11 protein-coding genes and 1 pseudogene are annotated in these 6,127 nt (G+C 43.7%); 4 read left to right on the forward strand and 8 right to left on the reverse strand.

The window, feature by feature from the left end; genetic code table 11:
• Positions 1 to 18: 18 nt before the first annotated feature.
• A pseudogene (locus HXY43_RS22785) lies at positions 19 to 678 on the reverse strand (sigma-70 family RNA polymerase sigma factor); the annotation flags it as partial.
• Between HXY43_RS22785 and HXY43_RS22790 the strand changes: the two are divergent.
• The 4 genes from HXY43_RS22790 to HXY43_RS22805 all read left to right on the forward strand — a co-directional run bounded on the left by HXY43_RS22790 (position 660) and on the right by HXY43_RS22805 (position 2,404).
• Complete coding sequence (locus tag HXY43_RS22790; RefSeq protein ID WP_102177117.1) at positions 660 to 1,064, forward strand: hypothetical protein; 405 nt, start codon at positions 660 to 662, stop codon at positions 1,062 to 1,064. The pseudogene HXY43_RS22785 and the gene HXY43_RS22790 sit on opposite strands and share 19 nt — an antisense overlap.
• A gap of 150 nt (positions 1,065 to 1,214) precedes the next feature.
• Complete coding sequence (locus tag HXY43_RS22795) at positions 1,215 to 1,685, forward strand: helix-turn-helix domain-containing protein (protein WP_102177118.1); 471 nt, start codon at positions 1,215 to 1,217, stop codon at positions 1,683 to 1,685.
• A complete protein-coding gene (locus HXY43_RS22800) occupies positions 1,649 to 1,945 on the forward strand; it encodes a hypothetical protein (protein ID WP_290888189.1) in 297 nt (98 codons plus the stop codon). Before HXY43_RS22795 ends, HXY43_RS22800 begins: the two co-directional genes overlap by 37 nt.
• Before the next feature lie 48 nt (positions 1,946 to 1,993).
• Complete coding sequence (locus HXY43_RS22805) at positions 1,994 to 2,404, forward strand: hypothetical protein (protein WP_290888192.1); 411 nt, start codon at positions 1,994 to 1,996, stop codon at positions 2,402 to 2,404.
• A 2-nt stretch (positions 2,405 to 2,406) separates the two neighbouring features.
• Here HXY43_RS22805 and HXY43_RS22810 read toward each other — a convergent pair whose 3' ends face one another.
• The 7 genes from HXY43_RS22810 to HXY43_RS22840 form a co-directional block, all read right to left on the reverse strand.
• A complete protein-coding gene (locus HXY43_RS22810) occupies positions 2,407 to 2,634 on the reverse strand; it encodes a hypothetical protein (RefSeq protein ID WP_290888195.1) in 228 nt (75 codons plus the stop codon).
• Between the two features lie 68 nt (positions 2,635 to 2,702).
• Complete coding sequence (locus HXY43_RS22815) at positions 2,703 to 3,062, reverse strand: hypothetical protein (protein WP_290888198.1); 360 nt, start codon at positions 3,060 to 3,062, stop codon at positions 2,703 to 2,705.
• An 8-nt stretch (positions 3,063 to 3,070) separates the two neighbouring features.
• Complete coding sequence (locus HXY43_RS22820) at positions 3,071 to 3,262, reverse strand: competence protein ComE (RefSeq protein ID WP_290888201.1); 192 nt, start codon at positions 3,260 to 3,262, stop codon at positions 3,071 to 3,073.
• A 4-nt stretch (positions 3,263 to 3,266) separates the two neighbouring features.
• Positions 3,267 to 4,826 carry an FtsK/SpoIIIE domain-containing protein gene (locus HXY43_RS22825; protein WP_290888204.1) on the reverse strand — a complete coding sequence of 520 codons (1,560 nt, stop codon included), beginning with the start codon at positions 4,824 to 4,826 and terminating at the stop codon, positions 3,267 to 3,269.
• The gene (locus HXY43_RS22830) at positions 4,811 to 5,026 is read right to left on the reverse strand and encodes a hypothetical protein (protein ID WP_290888207.1); all 216 of its coding nucleotides are present in this window, start codon (positions 5,024 to 5,026) and stop codon (positions 4,811 to 4,813) included. The genes HXY43_RS22825 and HXY43_RS22830 overlap by 16 nt, the downstream gene beginning before the upstream one ends.
• A gap of 2 nt (positions 5,027 to 5,028) precedes the next feature.
• Positions 5,029 to 5,688 carry a hypothetical protein gene (locus HXY43_RS22835; protein WP_102177126.1) on the reverse strand — a complete coding sequence of 220 codons (660 nt, stop codon included), beginning with the start codon at positions 5,686 to 5,688 and terminating at the stop codon, positions 5,029 to 5,031.
• A 2-nt stretch (positions 5,689 to 5,690) separates the two neighbouring features.
• Positions 5,691 to 6,005 (reverse strand): hypothetical protein, encoded by a 315-nt coding sequence (locus HXY43_RS22840; RefSeq protein WP_290888210.1) that lies wholly within the window; start codon positions 6,003 to 6,005, stop codon positions 5,691 to 5,693.
• Positions 6,006 to 6,127: the final 122 nt, after the last annotated feature.

The following is a 6,127-nucleotide window of genomic DNA, read 5'->3' on the forward strand; positions in this document are numbered from 1 at the left end:
AGTGATTGAACGTAATAGCTGTATGGCTTCGGTTTCAAGCTTTTTTACTTCACTCAATTTCAAAGAGTGCGATCGCGCTACTTCTTTGAGTGAAATTGCTTCTATATATATACTACGGATGATAGCGGCGTGTTGTGGTGGGAGTTGATTTAGTAGTGGTTCCCATTCAAAATCATCATCTGTTTCATCAGTAGTGAGTGTGAGTGTTTGGGGCAATTCAAGTAAATGCTGTGTACACGCAGTCGAGGCTTCTTGAGCTAATACGGACGTAATCCCAAGTCTTTCGGCTGCAATATTGTAGGGTATGCCTTCATTTTCAGCATACCGTTTGATTTTTTGGTGAGTTTCTTGCAGATGGCGCGGCACTTTTACCAAACGGCCCTTATCGCGTAACCACTGGAGTATTGCACCTTGAATAAACGGGACAGCCAAACTAGAGAATTTACGTTTTTTGGTAGGGTCAAATCGCTCAACTGCTTTGATGAGTCCTACAGTGCCAATCTGCACTAATTCTTCTTTTTCAAGCGATAATGTGCAGCAGTTGGTCATTTTATGGGCCACCATGCGAACTAAACCCATATTTTGCTCAACCAAAATGTTGCGGAGACGGACATTTTTAGTTTTGCAATACTCAAGTAGTAGCGATTCGTTGTCTAAAAATGTCGTGTTGCAAACCATTTGTCCCCAACATAAAAATAACCTTTACCCTGACCGTAGAAGGGCAGTTTGCCAACGACCCCGAAACTGGAAACCCAGTACAGGTCACAATCCCCTACGAAGTAGAGGCATGGCTTGAAGGCAATAACGCGGTAAAGCCTGAACCTGGAAGCAACCCTAACACGGTTATGCTACGTGGGTATTCCGTGAAACCTCGGATTTTACCGAGTGAAATTACCTGCAAACAATCCCAAGCGCAAGCAATTTACACAGATCCATTAACTGGGAATCAGCGCATCGGGAAATTTACACTCAAGCCGCGATTTAATAGTAGTCGCGCAAGGGTGGCTAAGGCGTTAGCTAGGCGTATGGGGACTGAGATAGAAGGGACGTTTGAGTGGGGTTGAAATAGTTTGTAATTTTACTGATAATTCTGGTAAACAGATGCTCAATAGGACTTCCCGCAAGGCAAGTTAAGAGAATAGCTAATAAAGCTGAAACCTGGCCTTGTTAGACAATATGGGACAATATACTATGTCTCACTCTGTCCTATATGTATGGATATTAACCAAGTTGCTGAATATTTAAGTGTTTCCCATAAAACAGTTCGCCGTTACGTCAAAGCTGGAAAGCTGAAAGTAGTCTATGTTGACGGGAAAGGGGTATACGACCAATCTCAGGTAGAAGCGCTTAAGGAAGAGAAACAAACCCCGGTGCATAGGGCAATAGCCGTATCAGAGACAGAGGGACAAACCATGTTGTCTCAGTTTGTCCCCCCTGAACAAATAATACAATTTTTGCAAGTATTTGAACGGTATCATAATTTGCAGTACCTGGCATCAAAGTTAACACTGACCATAGAAGAAGCGGCGATGATGTCGGGCTTTTCACGCTCAGGGTTAAGAGAAGCGGTAAAATCGGGAACCTTAAAAGCAATTAAACAAGGCGGTCGCTGGAGAGTGCGATCGCAAGATTTGGAGCAATACGTAAAATGCCTATTTGGAGAAGCTGGACACCACCACAATTAACCATTAATACTGCTACCTACAAATGGACAGCACCTTACGCTTATCATGTCCACGAGAGGCAGGGTAATAGATGGACAGATAGAGCATTGTCTGGAAGCAATTTACCTGCTGTTTTCACTGCTAACTATCAGACTACGAAAAACTTAGATTTTGCATTCACGGCTACCGCCAATTATCTCAATCAGCGCTTTTTGCAATCTTGTCCGGTTCGTAGCGGTAGGCTGAAAGCTTCGCAGTCGATGATAATTCGTAATTCGTAATTATGGCTTTTAATTACGAATTACGAATTACAAATTACGAATTATTCTATGCCTCAACACATTCACACCGCACCCGAACTCCGAAGTACGATCGCTGACCTACTAGCAGAAGAACTCGGCACATTTGCCAACAACCAACCCGCTATCTGGGTTGAACCTCCCAGTACTCCTAAAGGTGGCGTGAGTGGTGGCGTGGAGGTGAGTATTTATCGGTTTAAAAACGTTTCCAGCAGCTCGTTGTTACTCAACAATCAACAAGAACACCGCTATGAGTGGATTGTGGCGATAAAGTTAAGCGATCGCACCCCGGAAGGTTTCACGAAATTCAGCAACGCAATCGAAAAAATGCGACGATATTTTCCCAGGAGACGAGAGACAATATCACCGTACAGTGAAGAAGAGAATTTGATTGCTACGTTTCGGTTGAGTGAGTTGGAAGTTGTGAATAATTACGTCTAATTTTATACCAACTCCAAGAGTGATTCAGCATATCGCCAACTGCGCCCATCATCCAATTTGTAAGTCCAGTGTTCAGCAATAGTTGTGGGGCTGACTGAGGTTGTACCGTTTGTGTATACCTTGATCGCGTGGGTTGCAACAGCTTTGTTGTACTTGCGATCCAGTACTGTGTAAATTTTGCCACTGCGTTTATGTAGGACGCGATCGCCTACTTGAAATTTTGGTTTCATTTAAACAAAGATATGTATGAAGTAAAGAGCACCTAGTTTTATAGGTGCGGTTTTTCAATGCGATCGCATTAAGAAAGCTCGCTCAACTCCTTTAATTTCTGGTCAAGCAGCTTGCTTTCCTTGAAAAAGAAGTACTCCCGGTTTTTTAAATCTGCCATGTACCAGCCTTGTAACAATTCAAACCTTTCTGTGAAAGCAGCAAATATTTCTTGCCTGGTGAGTCCGCAATAGTTTTCTTGTTGTCGGAACTGACTCTCTAATTTCGTGTTGCGCTTCAGGTTGTGATTAGGAGCAAAATCACGAATGACATTGCGGAAACTGCCATCGTACCAGTAGAAAATTACAACATGGGGAGGCTTGACGTTAGGCTTGTTTTCGCCAAAAGCTTTTTCTAGTTCCTCTCCAGAAGTGATGATTTCAAAGTCCATATTAGTAATTATTTACTACTAGAACCGTTGCTTTGATTACCTTCATTTTCTGGTACGATGTCCTTCGACTCCACTACATCCCCAGAATCTTTACTCATGTATGCCCCTCCACCAAGGGGTGTAAATTCTTCGCCGGGGTTGCCTTTGCTTTCAGCTTTATCTTCTTTGTCGCTATCACCTGATGATGAAGTGTTTGCCATATTTTTAAGGAATCCTCTCAAATCGATAAGCTTGAAACCTAGTATCTAGGAGTCCTGACTGCACTACGCCGTCACCCCGTCCTTGCAGTGACGTGACCACCTCACCCCTTCTGTGCAACACCATGCGACCGCTGGTTGCATCCACGCAACGAAAGGCTATACGGCACGGTAAGTTGTCACGCAAGTCAGGAGGTAGTGCTTGCGGGTCATCCTTGCTACGCTTTGACCCGCGTTGCAGCCCAATAATAAGGTGAATTTTTAATCCACGACCACGACGGGCGACTTCGCATAATTGTTGGTCGTAAATTTTGCGGAGTTTTTCGTCAAAGGGAACCGTCCCTTTGTATTCATCAATCAGTAACGCCCAGGCTGGTTGCTTGGCTAATTCTTCCTTACCCATTGAGTTGCGGCGATCGCATTCAGCAAAGTACTCGCCCACATACTCAAAGGTCTTACCCATGTCATTAATACTAATGCTGGGGAAGCGAGCCGGAAAATCTTCATAATCAGAAACTTTACCACCACAAATATCTACTTTTGCTCCCTGCATGAGCAAGCAGTAGGCTGCGGCACGAAGGAAATTACTCTTACCACTACCAGTAGTTCCGACAACTAGCAATTGTGGCGTGTCTTCACTTGCCAGGTCTATAATTACTTCCCCATCCAGGGATTTACCTAGAACAATGGTGCGATCGCCCTGTACCCAGTTCCGTTGGGGAAAGTCGTAAAAGGTGCGTTGATTTGGAGGAAGTGCCAACTCTACCGCTATTTGTTCGCTACCGCAAACATACATGGGTAAATCATTTTTCTCGCCCAATGCGAGTTTTGCAGCCTGCTTCCACTTGCGGGTTAACTTGTAATCCTGAGTTCCGACACTAAATACCAAACGCTCGTAACTGGGGGCCTTATCTACCCGCAGACATTCACTTTTTAAACCAACGATAGCTGCGGCTTTTTGCAATAAAGCAATGTTATTGGAATTAGGGGGATTGGGACTATCCTTTACAGCAGTTGCTTGGGCAGTTACTGTCTGTGTAAGCTGGTTCTGATTTGCTGCTTGTTGTTGCATCTCAATCTGCTTTTGCTGCAACTGGGCATTGATTCTGGCTTGCTCCAGTTTCATTTCAGCGTCAGCCGTCGCCAACAAAACATCACCCAAGCTTGATCCATTTTGGATCATCCCCAAAGCCATGCGACCCAAAACTCCATTTTTACCAGTCAGATCAAGTAAGCCAGTAAAGAATGGTGCTGTTGCCTCCAGTGTTCGCAGCTGACGTTCCATGTCTTTATCGGCATTCTCAGCATTTCTGCGTGTTTCGGCTACTGTTTCTAAATAAGCTAGTTGTTCCTCGGCTTGGGTGTCTTTGAGAACTCGCAGAATATCTTGAGTTCGTTCTTTGTCCTCATAATCTTTTTGCATCGACCACAGCTGAGATGCCGCACAGCCTGCAATAGCTATAGCTGTGAAATTAGCAGGGAGAAAAAAAATAGACTTTTTATCTGTCGTAGTGATGAGCAAAATCACAAGAATGATTTCGGGGACAATCATTAACCAACGTAACATTTGAGTGTCCCCATCACTAAGCCTACTGCAATCACTTGCAACATGATTTCATCATCTCGTCTATGAGCTGCAAGGTAAACAACCGTTGCTGCTACGCCAACTATGGCGAACGACCAAGGAAATAAACTAATTATTTGCCCAACAGCAAAGGCAATTAAGAAAATACACGTCCATCTGACAACTTTGGTAGTTGTGGACATAATCAAACCCCACTAATTCGACGGGTGATTCCGACTGACGGGCCACTGTAACGAGCCTCCCTAGCCTTACGAAATTTATCAACCAAAGATTCCGTCTGTTTTGCGTAGGGAGTCTCATTTTTCTTCTGCTCTCTTTGAACTGCTTCTGCTTTTTTAGCTCGTGATTGGGTGTACTGGGAAGCAATTTTGTTGAGACTGATTTCTAAGTCGCCAGATGTTGAGGCGATCGCACTCCGGTAGCTGCCAACAATTTGGCGATATTGCGATTCAAGGGATGCTAAAGCAGTGCCGAGGTCTTTTTCGAGTTCGGCGTGTTTGACCCGTGCCTCTGCCGTATTCTCGGCAACCTCAGCTTGTTTTTCCTTAACCTTATAAAAGGCTTTGAGAAACCGACTGACAGCAGATGAATATTCAGTCCAATATTTTTGTTGAATTTCAGCACCCTTGGCTTTCTCAGTCAGGTCTAAAACGGCTTCCTCGTTGAGGTCGCCGTAAACCTTAACTTGAATTGGCAACATATCGGCAATGCGTTGGGCTGCATCCCACACACTAGACTCCAAGCCAAAATGGCTGTCTGGGAAAATAATTGGATTTTTGATATCACCATTTAACCCTGTTAAATCAAGTTCGTTGGGTTTTTTTGGTGGTTGAGTTTTCGCCATTTTTAACTCACACAAATTAAGGAATCACAGCGTTGATACTCGACTACTGGAGAGTTTTCAATTTCCTGCCACTCGCCGTCGAGCCTGCGAAAAAACCTGTTCTCCCCTTCGGTTTTTACTTCCAAATTCAGTTCACAAAAGGTATAAATATTTTCATTTTCCGTGACTCGAACTAAGTCAATATCACGGTCAAATTGAACTCCAATTGTTAAAATACGTCCATGCTTTTTATAGTTTTTACGGTAGTAAGCTATCTCATCAGCATCTAAAAAATTAGTATCATACTGCGGTTCTCCATCTTCAAACACGAAAGCCAAAATCCCAGGGTAAGCTCATCTAATTTAGTATAAAAATAGCTTGACAAATTAAACAAGACAAGAATAATCAGCGGTGTAAAAAACGTACTTGACATCAGAGCAAGATAAGTGAGATGACTTCC

The organism is Fischerella sp., from assembly GCF_013388695.1.
Taxonomy (GTDB): domain Bacteria; phylum Cyanobacteriota; class Cyanobacteriia; order Cyanobacteriales; family Nostocaceae; genus PCC9605.